Origin of the sequence: Lachnotalea glycerini, from assembly GCF_003201285.1 — a bacterium.
Classification (GTDB): Bacteria; Bacillota; Clostridia; order Lachnospirales; family Lachnospiraceae; genus Lachnotalea; species Lachnotalea glycerini.
Map to the genome: position 1 here is coordinate 102561 of NZ_QICS01000011.1, position 15985 is coordinate 118545.

Annotated in this window: 15 protein-coding genes; 1 reads left to right on the forward strand and 14 read right to left on the reverse strand. The window is 30.7% G+C overall.

Translation table 11 applies throughout. The features are described from left to right. Positions 1-34: 34 nt before the first annotated feature. The gene (locus tag C8E03_RS17075; RefSeq protein WP_094378405.1) at positions 35-910 is read left to right on the forward strand and encodes a LysR family transcriptional regulator; all 876 of its coding nucleotides are present in this window, start codon (positions 35-37) and stop codon (positions 908-910) included. Between the two features lie 183 nt (positions 911-1093). Here C8E03_RS17075 and C8E03_RS17080 read toward each other — a convergent pair whose 3' ends face one another. The 14 genes from C8E03_RS17080 to C8E03_RS17135 form a co-directional block, all read right to left on the reverse strand. Next, positions 1094-3187 carry a HelD family protein gene (locus C8E03_RS17080; RefSeq protein WP_110291681.1) on the reverse strand — a complete coding sequence of 698 codons (2094 nt, stop codon included), beginning with the start codon at positions 3185-3187 and terminating at the stop codon, positions 1094-1096. 1 nt (position 3188) lies between these two features. Further along, positions 3189-4028: a GNAT family N-acetyltransferase gene (locus C8E03_RS17085; RefSeq protein WP_094378407.1), complete on the reverse strand. Its 840-nt coding sequence runs from the start codon at positions 4026-4028 to the stop codon at positions 3189-3191. Between the two features lie 177 nt (positions 4029-4205). Then, entirely contained in the window at positions 4206-4454 is a 249-nt protein-coding gene (locus tag C8E03_RS17090; protein ID WP_094378408.1) for a hypothetical protein, read from the reverse strand. Positions 4455-4464: 10 nt separating this feature from the next. Continuing rightward, positions 4465-5547, reverse strand: coding sequence for a TIGR04066 family peptide maturation system protein (locus C8E03_RS17095; RefSeq protein ID WP_094378409.1), 1083 nt, complete (start codon positions 5545-5547; stop codon positions 4465-4467). Beyond that, positions 5547-6959, reverse strand: a complete 1413-nt coding sequence (gene ccpM / locus C8E03_RS17100) for a Cys-rich peptide radical SAM maturase CcpM (protein WP_110291682.1) — start codon at positions 6957-6959, stop codon at positions 5547-5549. The genes C8E03_RS17095 and ccpM overlap by 1 nt, the downstream gene beginning before the upstream one ends. A gap of 74 nt (positions 6960-7033) precedes the next feature. Beyond that, positions 7034-7156, reverse strand: coding sequence for a hypothetical protein (locus C8E03_RS22630; RefSeq protein WP_278321197.1), 123 nt, complete (start codon positions 7154-7156; stop codon positions 7034-7036). Positions 7157-7218: 62 nt separating this feature from the next. After that, positions 7219-7884, reverse strand: coding sequence for a hypothetical protein (locus tag C8E03_RS17105; protein WP_094378411.1), 666 nt, complete (start codon positions 7882-7884; stop codon positions 7219-7221). A gap of 63 nt (positions 7885-7947) precedes the next feature. Further along, complete coding sequence (locus C8E03_RS17110; RefSeq protein ID WP_094378412.1) at positions 7948-9654, reverse strand: ABC transporter ATP-binding protein; 1707 nt, start codon at positions 9652-9654, stop codon at positions 7948-7950. Positions 9655-9905: 251 nt separating this feature from the next. Continuing rightward, on the reverse strand, positions 9906-10619 hold the full coding sequence (locus C8E03_RS17115; RefSeq protein WP_110291683.1) for a LytR/AlgR family response regulator transcription factor: 714 nt from the start codon (positions 10617-10619) through the stop codon (positions 9906-9908). A 173-nt stretch (positions 10620-10792) separates the two neighbouring features. Next, positions 10793-11311: a hypothetical protein gene (locus C8E03_RS17120; protein ID WP_094378414.1), complete on the reverse strand. Its 519-nt coding sequence runs from the start codon at positions 11309-11311 to the stop codon at positions 10793-10795. Positions 11312-11323: 12 nt separating this feature from the next. Beyond that, a complete protein-coding gene (locus C8E03_RS17125; RefSeq protein ID WP_110291684.1) occupies positions 11324-13519 on the reverse strand; it encodes a peptidase domain-containing ABC transporter in 2196 nt (731 codons plus the stop codon). A 109-nt stretch (positions 13520-13628) separates the two neighbouring features. Continuing rightward, on the reverse strand, positions 13629-13805 hold the full coding sequence (locus C8E03_RS22065) for a hypothetical protein (RefSeq protein ID WP_170123043.1): 177 nt from the start codon (positions 13803-13805) through the stop codon (positions 13629-13631). Positions 13806-13836: 31 nt separating this feature from the next. Then, entirely contained in the window at positions 13837-14031 is a 195-nt protein-coding gene (locus C8E03_RS17130) for a hypothetical protein (protein ID WP_094378416.1), read from the reverse strand. 416 nt (positions 14032-14447) lie between these two features. Then, the gene (locus C8E03_RS17135; RefSeq protein WP_110291685.1) at positions 14448-15809 is read right to left on the reverse strand and encodes a glycoside hydrolase family 3 protein; all 1362 of its coding nucleotides are present in this window, start codon (positions 15807-15809) and stop codon (positions 14448-14450) included. Positions 15810-15985: the final 176 nt, after the last annotated feature.

The window sequence follows — 15985 nt, forward strand, 5'->3', positions numbered from 1 at the left end:
TTATCAATAATTTTGATACACAAAGGAGGGTTACATGGACTTTAAAAACATACAGACTTTTATCAAGGTCGCAGAACTTAAAAGTTTTTCCTTAGCGGCTTTAGAGCTTGGTTATTCACAATCGGCAGTCTCTACACAAATTTCAAATCTGGAAAAGGAATTGGGTCAATTACTTTTTGACCGTATTGGTCATAAAATCTCACTGACAGCTAACGGTATCCTCTTTTTACAATACACGCAAAACATACAGCTTTTAACTGAAGAACTGAATACACAGCTAAATGGCGGAACTGATTTATCCGGAACGATCCGCATTGCAATGGCAGATTCCATCTGTACCTCTATTTTCCCAAATATTCTGATTGATTTTCAACATCAATATTCTAAGGTTAAAATCATTATAAAAACAGGTGTGACTTCTGAAATCTTTTCCCTGCTGTCTAATAATGAGGTAGATATGGTATGTACTCTTGATTTTAAAATACAGCGTCCTGATTTTTATATTTTAAAAGAAACTGCTGTAAATGCAAATTTTTATCTATCCTCTAAACATCCTCTTGCCCAAAATAAGCAGGTCGCAATAGCAGATATAAAACAATATCCCATCTATCTAACGGAAGAAAATATCAGCTATCGTAAAGATTTAGATGATAAGCTGGCCAAACTGAATCAATTTATCATTCCTACCTATGAAATTGGTAATGTGCAGGTAATTAAGGAACTGATATTAGATTCAGATGGAATTGGATTTATCCCTGAATTTGTCGTAAAAAAGGAGCTAATACAAAAAAGTATTCTTCCTATTTCAAATCCCCATTTTCCAATTACGGTTTGGGTTCAGTTGATTTGTCATAGGGGAAAAGCATTAACTCCTGCTATGAAAGCGCTGATTCAATTTATTGAAATTTGATTTATTCCGCAAACCAAAGTGACATTTTCCACTTGCATTGCGTGCGCATCCTGCGGAGCATTTTTATGTAATAGGACGCAATTTCCTATTACTATTACATAAAGATAGCGTTATGAATCAGATTATATTTTTCTGTTCATAACGCTTATTATTGTATTTGATGGGGTAAGGAACATCCCAACACTACATGGAATCAGGAAGTAATGAAGAAGGCTCTCCTACACAAGTAAGATTCAATAAATGCATCGCTCGCGTGCAGGCAATATATAAGAGACTTCGGTCAAAGCTTGTATGATATTCGTTTTGATTGACGGAAACAATCAGAACCTCATCAAATTCCAAACCTTTTGACATTTGTATAGAGGTAATAATAATTCCATTTTGAAAGGCTGTACTGTCCGGTGTGATAAGAGAAACCTCATAATCCTTTGACAATTCATCGTAGAGCATTTTTGCATTGTCATTTGTTTTAAGAATAATACCAAGTGTAGCATATTTACTCTGTTTAAAGGACTTAATCTGCTTTTTTATTTGCTTCGTTTCCTCTTGTTTCGTTTGGCAATAAAATATACTTGGCTTTTCTCCATGACGTTCAATCACATCAATACTGCTGTCGTTTTGAACCTGCTTAGCAAAATTGATGATTTCATAGGTAGAACGATAGCTTTTGTTTAACAGAATCAACTCAGCTCCATGATAAATTTGACAAAGCTGTTTTAGTGTATGCTGATGATTTGGATTAATAAGCTGCCCATAATCACCTAAAATAGTTTTAGGACATGCAAATATAATATTGAGAACAGCATATTGAATTGGTGTATAATCCTGCATTTCATCTACTACAAGGTGACGAATTAATTTGCTTTGCTTAAGGCCTTGAAGCCTTGCATGAAAATATAGAAAGGGATATACATCCGACCATTCCAGTGTATTCTTTGCCGGCATTACGAACAGATCTTTAATACCCATTCGTATATAGAAATCCTTATAAAGAGCTAATGTACTCTTTATCTGCAGCATTGAGTTAAGACTTTTTAGTACCGTTTTGGGCTTAGGAACCGGCTCATCCATTGGATTGTCTGCTTCCAAACGATGATATATGTTGTCAGCAATAATTTGAAGTCTTTGCTTTATCGGATAATCCTTACAGCTATGAAAGCGCTTTTCTATCCATTCTTTAGCAACAAAAAATTCTTTTACGCTAAAATCTGTTGCTTCAAAAATTGTTTCATTAACCTGCTCCAAATAGCTGTCCATAGTCTGTACAAACTCTAGAGTTGTTTTATAGCAAGCTCGTTTTACCCATTGTTTGTCATTTGTTTCAAGGGGATTTTTTTCTTCTTCAAAGTCAATCACTCCCTCAAGCTGTACTCTTGCAATATCGCTAAAGCTTAATTCATAGATAGGTTCCTCTCCAAGCTCTGGCAAGACATTTGAAATATAATCACCAAATACCTTGTTGGGTGACAGTATTACAATATTTTGTGCCGAAAGCCGATCCTTGAATCTATATAGGAGAAAAGCGATACGATGCAATGCAACCGAAGTCTTACCAGATCCTGCAACTCCTTGTATAATCAGAGTTTGAGCATTTTCATTTCTTATAATCAGATTTTGTTCCTTTTGTATTGTTGTAATAATAGATTTCATCTTTTCATCAGATGTATGGCTTAACTCCTGCTGTAATATATCATCCTGAATATTCGTTGAGCTTTCCAATACATAATTTAGCTCACCGTTTTTTATCTTAAATTGACGTTTTCTCTTTAAACTCCCGCTGACTTTTCCTATGGGAGCATCATATGAGGCAGGTCCCACATCAAAATCATAAAACATACTTGCTACCGGTGAGCGCCAATCTGATATAAGTAATTCATTGTCATATGTAAAGGAAAATTTACCTATATAGGTAGCCATAGCCTGCTTTTCATTTTCTTCTCTAAAATCAATTCTTGCAAAATAAGGAGAATCCTGCAATTTCATTAGCTTATCTAATATGGTTACAGAAAATGCTCCTATCTGGTCTATCTGCTTTAACAGTAATTCATTTTGAAACATTTCATGCGGGTCAATCTCACCACGGTTTTCGACCATATATAACTTAGTTTTTTTATAATCACCATCATATTTTTCAACGGAAACATTCGCTTTTTGAATGGCATCCTCAAGCTTTCCATTAATATCCACTAAATGAAAAGCTTCGTCAGGAAAAGAAGCTTCACTAGTGACCTTTTGCTTTTTAATTTCATTTTTACTGATCGTCTTTTCTTGGATCATATTACCCCTCCTTAGACAATATCATCCGCTGCGTCGGATATCCAAACTCCGTTAACAGCTCAGCTTCTGCAAACCCCAGCTCCTTAAGAGCCTTACGATATCCAGTATCGGCCTTGTCTCCCTCTCGAAAGGTAGTGATACTGATTTGCCTTTTATTAAGTATCTCACGGATTGCCTTGTCTAAAAACTCTCTAGTATACCCCTGATTTCTAAAAAGTGGATGGATGCCCAAAAAATCAATACTTCCGGTCTGATGCGACAGCATCATTATACCAATGGCAACTGTTTCATCTTTCATAATAAATGCCTGTTTCTCATCGATATAGCGTTTTAGTACCTGCATATGCTTCTTCTCTTCTAAATTAGGAAACCCGTCAATTACGTGCTGTACCAACTCCATCCACAGAGGAATGTCTTCTTTTGTTGCCAAGCAAATCTCTGGCTTTAAGTTGACCTTCTTGTTATTCAATAAATCCAAATGCTCATTGATTTCAAATTTAAGCTGCAATGGATAAAACACCTCATTTCTTCTAAATTGATTCGGGGGTTGCTTATACATTAACTTAAAGCTATCCGTAAAGGCCTGCTGACTCTCGTAGCCTGCCTCTAGGGCAATATCCAGAATAGGTTTTTCCGAAAACACCAAAAGCTTTGCAGCTTCCGTCAATTGTCTTCGCTGTACATAATCATGAATGGTTAGTCCTACCGTATTCGTGAATATACGATGCAAATAGTATTTTGAATAATGGACTCCTCTTGCTACAATATCCAAATCTAGTTTTTCAGTAAGATGCTCCTCTATAAAACAGATCACCTCACTGACATTTTTCCTCTTATTCAATTACAATCCACCTCCTGACCAACGATTATACCAATTATTTCACTACATTTTTTCATGATTCTTGCCCTTTTTAATCCATTTCTTATATATGTATCGGACAGTTGAAGCCACTGTCTATCTAATTTTGTTATCGTAGCATCAAAAGACATGTTCTAAGTTTATCTCAAAAAACCAACATCAAGACTTTTCACGTTCTTTTTGTATAAGCAACACAATGTTTTCAATATCTGTAAATCTTCCAAGTATAATATCTTCCTGCTGAAAATATATAGTAAAATCTTTTTCTAATTCTTTTAGAAAAATAGCCAACTCTACCGGAGTAAAATTAATATTATGCCCTAATAAAGGTTCGTTACAATCCTTTATCGTTTTATTAAATTTTTTACTAACTATATCTAATACTTTTTCTTTAATTTCTTCCTGCATTTTTGGTCTCCTAAATCAAATTTTCATTCCCATAACTTATTAGTTTATCTTCTATACTTTCATATAACTTATTTAAATTTTCATATGAATAAAAAGAAGTAATTTTATTTTGATTTGCTTCTATAATTTTTTGTTGCACTACCTCGTTGTTTATTTTGACATATTCTTTTTTATCATAGATTTTGGATAATTGTAAATCAAACAACATATTATTTATAAAAACTCCATCTAATCTCCATCCATATTTATTCTCTATAATGCTAGATAATTTTTCGGCTTCTTGAACTTCATTATATAATCCACATATTATTGTAATATCTGGCTTTGTCGCTCTTGATACTAAATATTGTAAATCATCAAAATAACCAGGTACTTCATTTATAAATCCGTTTATTCCACCCGGTATACCAATTATAATTAAATCCGGATTATCTATGTCCTCTATATATTTCAAATAATGATTAAAAGCAATGATTTTTTCGGTATTGGAAAAATAATTTTCAATCATAAATGACGGAAAGCTTTTGATACCTAGCAACTTGCTATATGATTTTGTTCCAACTAATTGTACGTTATAACCCTTTTCTTTAAAATAATTAAACATTTCCATTTGACACAAAAATTTATCTGACATTTCTGATATACTTGAAATATATACAATAGGAACTCTTAACTGATACAAATTTTTATTCTTATTTTCTATTATTACTTTCTCATTTTCATTATTATAAAATTCTATTTTATATTTTTTGCAAAATGTTTCTATTGTTTTTGACTGACTATCCCAATAGCAAAAAATTTTTTCAATAGTTTTTTTATTATTTTCTAAAAAAGGTAAAATATTACTTTCTAATATGCAATACCTATACGGCTCACTTATTATTAAAGTACCAATATTAAATATATCTTCAGAATTATAAAAACGAATTGAATTATCATTTTCTCTATAATCTATATCTGATAGGTTTTTCGTTCCCCACCCAGTTAGTACAACTGCATTACTTAAATCCATATTATTTACTAATTTACTTTTATATCGCATTAATGCTATTGTCTCACGATCAGCAAACAACAATGTCGTTCTATTATTCATTAGTTGCCCTCCTCTATTGCATTGTATTTGCTAACAAAGCAGTATTCTTTCATCATCATTTCAACTTCTTTTTTAATACGTTTACAACAATCTTTTTTCTTTTCAATTGACAAATTTGTCAGATTATCAACAGAAGCAACACATACTTTACAATATCTGTATGCCCAACACTCTTTACACATATCATCTCCTAGCTTGCCTATATTTAATATTGTATTAATATTTTGATAAAAAAATCCATTTTTTAAATCTCCAATCTTTGAAACTGAAGATATTTCACTTACTTTCTCACAAGGAAAAAAATTACCGTCTACATTGACAAACAAGCGAAATGCTCCCGGAATACATGGCCCAGATGGATGTGATATAGGTTTTACACCATTTTCAGTTATGTAGAATTGCTTATAATGTTCTCTTAATTTATAATAATAATTTTTAACCATTTTTGAGCAACAGCTCTCATCTAATTTTCCAATAAGAATTAAAATACATTTAAACAATTCGTAGCGCTGAGAAATAATATTATTTTCTTTTTGAACATTATGTTCTCCATCCTTGTATCGGTTGCTAACAGTAGAAACCGATAATTCTGTTTCTTTTAGTATATTTGTATTTGTGAAAAATTCATTGCAGCCCATAAAATCTGACGAGACAGAAAGAACAACACTAAACATCATTCTTTTAGCCAAATTAGGATAGCTTTCTTTTATCCTTTCAATATTTTTCATAATAGTATAAAATGAGCCCTTATCACTATCTTTAAATTTTCGATTCATATCATGTATTTTCTGATCTCCGTCAATACTTATTGTTATAGAAAATTTATGTTCTTCTAAAAAGCTTAAATAGTTCTCATTAAAAACTGTTCCATTCGTAGTTAATGTAAAATAGTAGTTTTTACCTGGATATTTTTCTAAAGCATATAAAACAGTATCTTTTATTACATCGAAATTCAATAAAGGTTCACCACCATAAAAGCCTATACAAACCCTATCTGATTCTGAACTATTTTGAATCAAAAAATCTATTGCATTTTGAGCCGTCTCTAAACTCATTATTTTTTTATCATGAGACCTATTCAAATAATTTCCTGAATATACACAATATTCACAGCGTAAGTTACAATCCTGTGTGACTTGCAAACAAATTGATTGTAGTTTACTTGTTAGATAGCTCTGTATTATTTTGCTCATTGGATGTTCTATTTTTTCAATTTTGTTACAAGATAAATATCCTCTTTTTTTTAATCGTTCTATGCTCGAATATATACTTTTATCCATTTCTTTTGAATTTTTATTCACAAAGTATTTAAATAACAAAAAATCTATTTGTAAAATATTATTTTTATTTACATCATAAAGAAAATATTCATCTGCTACGTTAAATAAATGTATAAACGGACTATCATTCATACTATTTCCTCCTTGTCAAAAGGCTATTGCTTTAAGCAATAGCCTTGGTTTAAGATGATTATGACCCATCTTACTCACATATTATTTTCAAGTCTTTCTCCCCAATAATAATACATGCTTTTGCTGAAGCAATAACAACTGCCATATGTTGTGCTGATGTCAAAGCTCCCAGTTGTTCTTTTTCCAAGTTTTTTCATTATACATCCCTCCTTTGTATTCAATATTTATATACTTAACAAAGATTTCTTTGTGTATATACTTATGCGCGACTGGCGATATCCGCTATATTGTTTATCATTCCCTCCGTTTCATTTGAAAGAGAATCGTCTGAACTAATATTATCTGCAGAGCTTTCTTCGGCTTTATTTAATCCGTGATTTCTTCCCTGATCGTCAACAAGAGTCTCTGTTGGTTTCGATAGTTCCAAACTCATTGTCACTTCCATTCCCCCCATACTAGTAGTAATTACAAGAACTCTGGATCCATCTGCTTTAACTACTATTTCAGAATCAGTATTTGTTTTCGCTTTATCCGACTTTTTTAAACTGTTAATATCATCTTTTTCTAAATCTTCAAATATTTTATTCCAAAATTCTTTATTCCCCAACTTTTCAGTAATTTCATCAGCAGTTTCCTTACTAACAGACGAACTTACACCCAAATTAGAATTATCTTGATTATCTTCATTAATATTTAAGGTTTTACTTTTTGAATTCATGTTTAGAATTGGTATAGTACTATCTGCCTTACTATACGTTATACTACTGTCTAATTCATTTTCCATATTTTCTTGTATATATGTATCTAGTTTTGAGTCATTATTGATTATAGCGTCTAATTTATTTTTAAAATTGGACATTTCCTTTTTATATGGTTTTTCTCCTGCTATATTACTAACTGTTTTGTTGATACTATTAATATTCATAGGCTCTCCTTTATAAAAACTAAATTTTTTTAAGTAAATAAATTGTTAACTGGCAATAACACTTTAAATTTTAACTATCATACTGTTAAACATTTTATTATTTTTATATAAGCTTTCATAATCCCCTATTTCCACATCCTTTCCTGACTGCATAAAAACAATTCGTTCCACTTTCTTTAAAACATCTTGTTTATGTGTAACTAAGATAACAGTTCTATTTTTTAGTCCAGAATATAGTAAATTATTTATTTGCATTTCAGAAAATATATCTGCATTAGAAGTTGCCTCATCCAATATAATAATTGGTTTATTATGAATCAAAGCTCTTGCCATTGCTATTTTTTGTTTCTGTCCTCCCGAAAGCAGTATTCCATTTTCACCTACGTTATAATCCAAAGATACTTCTTTTACAAAACTTTCCAATCCACTATCCTTAACAGCTCTCATTATCTCAGCCTCAGTGATTCGCTTATATAGTGCAATATTATTACGTATCGTGTTATTAAATAAATAAACCTGCTGACTTACTACAGCTATCAGGTTTCTATATTTTTTAAGAGAATAAGTAGATATATCCTGGCCATTTAACAGTATTTTTCCTTGATTTGGCTCATACATCTTGTTAATTAAATTTATAATTGTAGTTTTTCCACATCCATTTCTTCCAATTAATGCTGTTTTACTTCCTTCTGGAAATACAATATTTATATTATCTAATACCACTTTACTTTTTTCATAAGAAAAAGTAACATTTTGGATTACTAAATCTCCGCTATCTGGATTATCGTTGACATTTATATTTTCAATTTCTTCTTCTAATATCATAAATTCATAAAAACGCTTTGTAGATGGAATTACACCTGATAATAGATATCCTATATTTAATATACTTGAGATTGGCTCTGTCACATATGTACTATAAGTTATAAAAGCAAACACGCTTCCTACCGTGAGTTGAAATTTAAATACCATATTGGCTCCAATTATATATATAATCATAGTTAAGAATTGAATTATCAGTACATCTATCGTTGAATTCCATTGATCCAACATATTCAATTCTTTTTCTTCTGAAACTACAAACTTTTTCTTTTCTTTAAATTCACTGTATTTATTCTCATATATTCCAAAAAGTTTTACTTCACGTATTCCACCAATTGAATCTCCAAACCATTTAGCATAATCTCTACTTTTTTCTATATAGACATCCATTAAAGTTTTTCTTTTTTTTGCAAAATACTTCATCGAATAATATTTTACCGGAATCATAAGAAGCACTATTAAAGTCATTTTAAAATTTATTAAAAAAAGACCTATAATTCCCCCTGCTATGCAGAACATTTGTGTTACTACAAAAAACATTCCTTTATCAGTAATGGAAGTCATTTTGCTAATATCCGTATTAATGCTATTCAAGATTTCAGCATAATTGAAGTTTCCAAAATAATCTATCTTCATTTTCAATAAGTGTGAAAAGGCTTGTTTGCTAAGCATATATTCTATTTTTGCTGCTATACTAATCCTTTGTTTCTCCTTAAAAACATCAATGATCAAATTAGCTACATACAAAGTAGCTGATAATACCACTAATTTTACAAGTAATTGCTGATCTCTTCCAATAAAACCTTTATCCATTATACTCTTACTTAATAAAGGTATACACATATTAAATATTGTAGATATCAGCAAACACAAGATAATCGATATGATTGCTTTTTTATAATCTTTAAGCAAATTTAATAATTTTTTTACTGCTTCTTTATCATTCATAAATAGCTCCCATTAATATATACGGCCAAAATTTAATATGCGTCTATATATCAATACATTTAATAGTTAAATTCTTAAATTGCATATTTTATTTCTATCTCATTTTCATCAGTCAAATATAATTATCTTTTGCTTTTAATTATATCATTTAAAATTCTATATTTATATATCGTCTACATAATTCGTCATTTAAGAGCAAAAAAAAACATGCTATAATTAGTATATATACTATAATAACTATAAAAATTATTCTATTTTATTTCATAATATTTATCTTCAACCAGTTTATATTTTTGTCTCGGAACTGGCAAAAACTCTCCTGTCCTTAACTGAACTTTATATCTAATAATACTGCTAATATATTTCTGATTTACTAGAAAACTTTTATGAATTCGCATAAACTTATTTCTATCTAAAATTTCTTCTATATGGTCTAGTTTATCATACAAGGAATATGTAACCTCACTTTTTAATAGTAAATGAAATATCACTTTATGTTTTTTACTTTCTATATAAATGATATGATCTCTTAATATCACTGTTTCTCCTTCCAGAAAATCAAACTTTACTTTTAAATTACTAATTTCAAGTTTTTGAATAATAGATTCTAAACACTCTGGTAACATATCATGAATCTTGTCTTTCAATATAAATCGAAAAGCATTTACTTTATATCCTTCAATTGCATAATAAATAAATTCTGATACAACTACCAAAAATGCTTCCTTATTAAGTTCTCTCATTTTTCTTGTTACTTCTAAAAAATTAATATCCGGTCTATCAATATAAAAAAATACAACCTGATATTGACATACCTCTAAGTCCAGACTGCAAAATTTAGTTAACGAATCATATGTCTTAATCTCACAATCATTTATATTATAATGAAATAATAAATCATCTAACTGATATTTTATTTTTTTTATATGAAATATTTCATCATTACATATAGCTATTTTAAGCAATCTCTAAATACCTCCAAATTACTGATAGAATTAATAAATATATCGGTATACTATTTGATTTTATTAGTTTTCATTGAGTAATACTTTACAAAATTTTAGAACAACAAAGTATTATCTCTGAAATAAAACTAATATATTATCAACTAAATTTCAATAAAGAAGCAATAATGAAATCATATTACTTTTTCCAATATGTAGTTGAAATAGGTTGTCTTATAACTAATTATACTAACTTTAGCTTCCATTCCATTTTTTATCTCTACAATATTTCCTTTTTTGTCAGTAAGTACGTTACAATCAAGGATACAAGATGCTGTATAGTATTTCATGCCACTGTTTTGATCTACTACTACATCATGACTAATACTATCTATTGTCGAATTTATCACACCATAAACACTTCTTGATAATGATATTATTTCTATACGAACATCATCATTTTCTTTGATGCTGCCTATACTAGTATTTTCAATATATATCTTACATATATTAAGATTTCTGTCTATTTCACCAGAAGCAGTGATTGCGACCTCTTTTTCTGCATACAAAGACCATGTTACGATACTAATTAAAATGGCCGCAATAATATAAACGATATATTTTAAAAATTTATAGGAACATGATGCTAAGTAGCCATTCACAAAACTTTTAGCATCTGTTAAATCTTCCAGGTTTTCAATCTTATATCTCACTATAGCTTCCTCCTATTCGTTATTGGATACTATTTTATGTTCTTCACTATCTAATGTTTGTTCTGCCCATAGATTGTAATAATATCCTTTTTTATACAAAAGTTTTTTATGGTCACCTTCTTCAATTATTCTGCCCTTGTCCATAACATAAATCTTTTGACATTTTTTAATCGTGCTTAATCGATGTGCGATTATGATTGTAGTAACATTCCTTGTGCATTCATCTAACGTTCTTTGTATTGCTCTTTCAGTTATAGAATCAAGATTCGATGTTGCTTCATCCATGATAAGTATTTCTGGATTCTTTAGTAGTGCTCTTGCGATAGATAATCGCTGTCTTTGTCCACCTGATAGGTTTGATCCCTTTTCCTCCAAAGGAGTTTTATATCTTAATGGCAAACTTTCTATATAGTCATGTATCTGAGCTTTTTTGCAAGCATCAACCATCTCTTCATAAGTGATGCCCTCTCTTGCAAACTCTAAATTTTCTTTTATGGTACTTGAAAAGAAAAAGGAGTCCTGCGAAATGTAGCTTACCTTACTTCTTAAAATTTCTTTATCTATCTCATTTATCTCATAATTATTTATAATTATTTTACCTTGCTTTACTTCATAAAATCCCATTAAAAGCTTAGCTATCGTTGTTTTTCCTGATCCGCTTTCTCCTACTAAAGCAATTCTTTCTCCATTGCTTATATGAATATTTATGTCGTTTAAAACATTATCCCTCACACCGTATGCAAAATTCACATTTTCTAAAGAGATACAACCCGCAAGAGTTTCTGGCTTGATACATTCATTCTCCGATTTTTCTAATTCCAAATCTAATATTTCCCCTAATCTGTCACTGGCAACGATTGCCCCTTGAAGCTGTGGCTGTAAATTGATTAATCTTCCTATCGGCTGAATAAAATAGGCAAGAAGTGCATTAAAGCTAATAAGCTCACCTATGCTGACTTCACCATTTAGCACAAGACTACTCCCAAACCATAATAAGCATATGCTAAATCCACCACTAACGGTATTCATTAATGTCTCTTGTACATTATAAGTGCATCCATGTTTAAAACAGCTTTTCATAAACTTTAAAAAATTATTTTCCGTCTTCACCTGTACTAAACCTTCACCATTAAAAGCTTTTACCGTTTCTATCCCTTCTAATGATTCAACTAAAAAAGAGGTTAGAGAAGCATTATCTTCCATCACTCTTCTATTTACTTTTTTTATTATATTTTTAAAACCAAATACTAATACTAAATATAAAATTATGGGAACAAAACATGTAAAAAACAATTTTGCATTCTGAAGATATAGAATCACTCCACCCACACCTGCCATTAAGACATCAATCATTAAAGTTAATGTAACAGAAGATATAGCGTTTCTAATTTTATCACCGTCATTAAATCTTGAGATAATTTCTCCTACTTTTCTCGTACCAAAAAAATTCATCGGAAGTTTAATAACATGATTATAATACCCAAGAAGTAATGGAACATCTATGTTTTGAGCCATATACAATAATAGCATTTTTCTAAAAAATTCAGTTATTATTTTAAAAAGCAATAGTATAAGCATTGCTATTGATATGGAATGTAAATTAGCTCCAAGATTATTCGGTAATATATCATCTATTAAAAATTTATAATAAAATGAGCCTGCTATTCCTAGAACAGTAACTAATAGAGAGGCTATAAATATGTTTAATAAAAGACCTTTTTGAACTTTAATAAGCCCCCAGAATCTTTGAAAAATTCCTTTCGTCTCATCACCTTTTTCAAATATAGCGGTTGGAGTCAGAAAAATTAAAACATCACTCCAAATTTTAAAGAAATCATCTGGTTTATATTTCATCATCCCCCTGCCTGGATCAGCGACTAATATATAGTTCTTTGTAATTTTATGTACTACTACAAAATGAAGCAATGCATCATCTATAATAACATGTGCAATGAGAGGAGTTGGAAGATTATCAAATATTTCTTCTTTTTTTTCTACCCTGACTGCCTTGGTACTAAATTTTAGTTTCTGAGCTGCTTGAATAATTCCGTATACGGAAGTTCCTTCTAAGTCGGTACCTGCCGCTTCTCTTATTTTTGATACAGAGAGCTTTAACCCATACTGCTTGGCAATTGTAGCTATACAAGCTGGGCCGCAGTCTTGTATATCATGTTGTTTTACACAATAATATTTTTTTAATATATCCATGTTTTCACCTTGTTTTTCGTAATAGTTAATCGCTTGTTTGATTCAACTTTTGTAAGAAAAGCTGATTTCAAAATGAAATCAGCTTTCCAGGCATAACCTATTAAGTTGTTTACGCCACCTCTACTACTTTCCAATCACCGGTAGTGGTAAGACTTTTTGCCCACTCTCTTGCTTTTGCATCTGAATCAAATTTTTGTTGCATTTTGCCATTTGGAGTATCATAAACAATAGCTAACCATTTACCGCCTAAAATTTCTTTTTGTTCTTTTATTGTTAAGTTTAACATTTGAATGTCCTCCTTGCATAATTATTATATGTTAGTCTTCTATTACTAAACTTATTCGATAATGATAACCATCTGGAAGACCAGACACTTCAAGTGCATGCTCAGCTCGTGCCTTAGTACCATATGAAGATGTACTTACTATATTACCATTTGAATCAAAAATCATTAGTTCATAGTAATTACCACCTAAAATCTTTTTTTGTTCTTTGATTGATAAGTCTAACATTTTAATAACCTCCTTTTATAATGATATGTTTATATTAATAGTTCCAATTATATTATACATATATCGACTATTTTAGTCAACATTTAATTTTTTAAATTTTTTCTACCATTGACCATTATCAATTTTATACTATTTTTAGCTATTTACTATAATTTTTCTATTAAATTTAGACAAATTACATTAATAAAAAAGATTTTTATACGATTTCTTTATATTATGATACGTGCAACTGATAAATCTTCAAATACTATGTCTCCTATTTATACATAAAAGGGTTAGATTTTTGACAATCTGACTCCTATTAATATGGTTTTTAAAGAACTTCCGTATTCATTTCCCGCCCATAATTCAATTATTTTTTCTACATTTTTTCAATTTTATACTTATCATCCGGCAATCATAAAACTTCTCAGATTTTAATAACTCATTTCTAATTTTACTCGTAATATACGTTCCAGTGATTCATTAATTCGTTGCTCTGAAATGGTTTTGTCATTAACAGCATCCAATACTCCTTGATAGGCTGCCTTGAAATCCTTGGGCATTAAAATCAAGTCTGCACCGGCTTGAATCGATTGAATGACAGCATCAGTAGAACCATAATTGTTCACTATCGCACCCATACTCATAGAATCTGTTATAATGATTCCCTGATATCCCATTTCTCCCCGGAGTATGTCAGTAATCATTACCTTTGAAAGTGAAGATGGTGTGTTGTCACCAATAACATTGGGGACAGAGATGTGTGATATCATGATAAATGGTATATCATTGTCAATTGCTGCCTGGAAAGGCACTAATTCACTTTCCTTTAACTCATCAAGTGTTTTATTTGTATAAGTGAATCCCTCATGTGTATCACCTTGTGTTGCTCCATGACCGGGAAAATGCTTAAAACATGAAAGAACCTGATGATTATCAAGTCCCTTCGCTACTTCTAAATCCATCTTTGCCACTGCATTTCCATCCGATCCAAATGATCGATTCTCAATCACTGTATTATCAGGGTTAGTAAGAACATCTGCATCCGGTGCAAAATCAAGATTTAATCCATATTGTTTCAAATAGCCACCAATCGTATCACCAACTTCATATGCTTTTTCCAACTCATTTGTTGCTCCGATGGAAGCCATATCTGAGAATCTTTTTACTTGAAAATTAGTATTGTTGCCAATACGAGCAATGGTTCCCCCCTCTTCGTCAATGCTTAAGAATAAAGGCATTCCCTCAATCTCTTTAGCATATTTTTGTGTGTTTTCTGTCATTGCCTTTAATTGCTCTGGAGTTTCAATATTCGGGCTAAAGTAGACAAGTCCACCCACAGGATAATTTTTTAATGCGTTACGGGTGACATCGCCTGCTGCTGTTACTGTTTGATAACCTGTTAGCGCTTCAGGAGTGATAACAAAAATTTGCGCTACTTTTTCTTCCAGAGTCATCTCAGACAGCTTTTGTTTAACCTGTTGTTCCATGGTTTGCGTGGTTGAAACGGATGATGAAGCACTTTGGGTAGAATTGTTGAAATCCTGCAAAATTTCGGTTTCATTTGTGGACAAAGCATTAGTTTCTGCTTCTGTTTTGGGTTGATCATTACTTGATGCGTTTTCTGTTTGAGAAGAAACCCCATCCGATTCATTCTGCGTTTGTTCACTAACAGATTTAGATTTCTCTACATCTGATGTATTTTTCTGACTTAAAGGACTGAAACATCCTGCTAATAAAAAAGTGATAATTAGCGTTGCAACTGTCCACTTCACAGATGTCTTTTTCAAAATCATAGATACCCTCCTGCTATTGTATTGATTGACAAAATCCAATGAGTATATAAACCAGACGTTCTTTGGATAATTATTTAAAACCAATTATCTCAGATATAATATGTTTTATTATAGTTTACTTCTCCTGCCATAATATGCACAGTGTATATTACGCTTATCGTCTTGGTTTGTCAATA